The sequence below is a fragment of the Dietzia sp. B19 genome (assembly GCF_014145155.1).
GTDB lineage: Bacteria > Actinomycetota > Actinomycetes > Mycobacteriales > Mycobacteriaceae > Dietzia > Dietzia natronolimnaea.
The window spans coordinates 378-2,685 of the sequence record NZ_JAALED010000410.1 but is presented as its reverse complement, the minus strand read 5'-3'; the positions used below and the strand labels follow the sequence as shown (position 1 = coordinate 2,685).

Sequence of the window (2,308 nt, the reverse complement as noted above, 5' to 3'; positions counted from 1 at the left end):
CGCCCCCGGCACGCCGCGACCCCCGCCATCCGGGGATGGGCGGGGGTCGGGGAACGCTCACTCGCGGTGGCCCAGAGGGCCGCCGCGGGCGGATCACATCGCGTCGAGGATCTCCTTGGCGAGCGCCGCGGTCGCGGACGGCGTCTTGCCGACCTTGACACCGGCGGCCTCGAGGGCGTCCTGCTTGGCCTGCGCGGTACCCGCGGAGCCCGACACGATGGCGCCGGCATGGCCCATGGTCTTGCCCTCGGGAGCCGTGAAGCCCGCCACGTAGCCGACTACCGGCTTGGTGACGTTGGCCTTGATGTAGTCGGCCGCGCGCTCCTCGGCGTCGCCGCCGATCTCGCCGATCATCACGATGACCTTGGTCTCCGGATCGTTCTCGAAGGCCTCGATGCAGTCGATGTGCGTGGTGCCGATGATCGGGTCGCCGCCGATACCGATGGCGGTCGAGAAGCCGTAATCGGCGAGCTCGTACATCATCTGGTAGGTCAGGGTGCCCGACTTGGACACGAGTCCGATCGGTCCCTTGCCGGCGATGTTGGCCGGCGTGATGCCGACCAGCGACTCGCCCGGCGTGATGATGCCCGGGCAGTTGGGGCCGATGATGCGGGTCTTGTTGCCCTTGGACACGTTGTAGTTCCACGCGTCGGCGGTGTCCAGGACAGGGGCGCCCTCGGTGATGACCACGGCGAGCGGGATCTCCGCGTCGATGGCCTCGATGATGGCGTCCTTGGTGAACGGCGGCGGGACGAAGAGGATCGTCACGTCGGCACCGGTGGCCTCCATGGCCTCGGAGACGCTGCCGAACACGGGGAGCTCGACGTCGTTGCCGTCGGCGTCCTTGTGGGCCACGGTGGTGCCGGCCTTACGGGCGTTGACGCCACCGACGACCTGGGTCCCGGCCGCGAGCATGCGGGCGGTGTGCTTGGTGCCCTCGCCGCCGGTGATGCCCTGGACGATGACCTTGCTGCCTGAGTTGAGGAAGATCGACATATCTGGTTGTTCCTACTCTTCCTACTTGGTGGCCAGCTCGGCGGCCTTGTCGGCGCCGGAGTCCATGTTGTCGGCCAGGGTCACGAGCGGGTGATTGGCGTCGGCGAGAATCTTGCGACCCTCCTCGACGTTGTTGCCGTCGAGTCGGACGACCAGCGGCTTGTTGGCCTCGTCGCCCAGGATCTCCAGGGCCTTGACGATGCCGTTGGCCACCGCGTCACAGGCGGTGATGCCGCCGAACACGTTGACGAAGACGCTCTTGACCTGCTCGTCGCCGAGGATCACGTCGAGCCCGTTGGCCATGACCTCGGCCGAGGCGCCGCCGCCGATGTCGAGGAAGTTGGCGGGCTTGACTCCACCGTGGTTCTCGCCCGCGTAGGCGACGACGTCGAGCGTGGACATGACCAGCCCGGCGCCGTTGCCGATGATGCCGACCTGGCCGTCGAGCTTGACGTAGTTGAGGTCGTTCTCCGCGGCCTTCTGCTCGAGGGGATCAGTCGTGCCGGCGTCGGCGAAGTCCGCGAACATCTCCTTGTGACGGAACTCGGCGTTCTCGTCCAGGGTGACCTTGCCGTCCAGCGCGAGGATCTCGTCGTTCGGGGTGCGGACGAGCGGGTTGACCTCGACGAGGGTGGCGTCCTCGTTGACGAACACCTCGTACAGCTTCGCGATCGTCACGGCGGCCGCGTCCAGCACCTCCTCGGGGAGGTGGCCGGCGGCCGCGATCTCGCGCGCCTTGGCCACGTCGACGCCGACCGTGGGGTCGATGTTGATCCGCGCGAGGCGGTCCGGGGACTCCTCGGCGACCTGCTCGATCTCCACGCCGCCCTCGACCGAACACATGGCGAGGTAGTTGCGGTTGGAACGATCGAGGACGAAGGAGATGTAGTACTCCTCCGCGATGTCGCTGGCCTCGGCCACGAGGAGCTTCTTGACGATGTGGCCCTTGATGTCCAGGCCAAGGATGTCCTCGGCCCGCGCACGCGCTTCGGTGGCGTCCTCCGCCAGCTTCACGCCGCCGGCCTTGCCACGGCCTCCGACCTTGACCTGCGCCTTGACGACGACAGGCTTGCCGATCTCGGCCGCGACCTTCTCGGCTTCCTCCGCGGTATCCGCGACGCGCCCCGGGGTGGTGGGGACGTCATGCTTCGCGAAAAGAGCCTTTGCCTGGTATTCAAAGAGATCCATCAGCTCACCATCTTGACGTGGGTAGATTCGCCCGGCCCTGTTGAAAGCCGAGTCAACCCTCATCCTAAGCGGCCAGTGTGTCGCCCGTCGCACCCTGGGGGTAGACGTGTGCGTCGGGTCACAG

Annotated in this window: 2 protein-coding genes; both read right to left on the bottom strand. The window is 67.3% G+C overall.

Features of this window, described 5'->3' with window-relative positions; genetic code table 11:
- Window positions 1-93: 93 nt before the first annotated feature.
- Complete coding sequence (gene sucD, locus G6020_RS11860) at window positions 94-996, bottom strand: succinate--CoA ligase subunit alpha (RefSeq protein ID WP_182610770.1); 903 nt, start codon at window positions 994-996, stop codon at window positions 94-96.
- A 21-nt stretch (window positions 997-1,017) separates the two neighbouring features.
- Window positions 1,018-2,184, bottom strand: coding sequence for an ADP-forming succinate--CoA ligase subunit beta (sucC, locus tag G6020_RS11855; protein WP_182610769.1), 1,167 nt, complete (start codon window positions 2,182-2,184; stop codon window positions 1,018-1,020).
- Window positions 2,185-2,308: the final 124 nt, after the last annotated feature.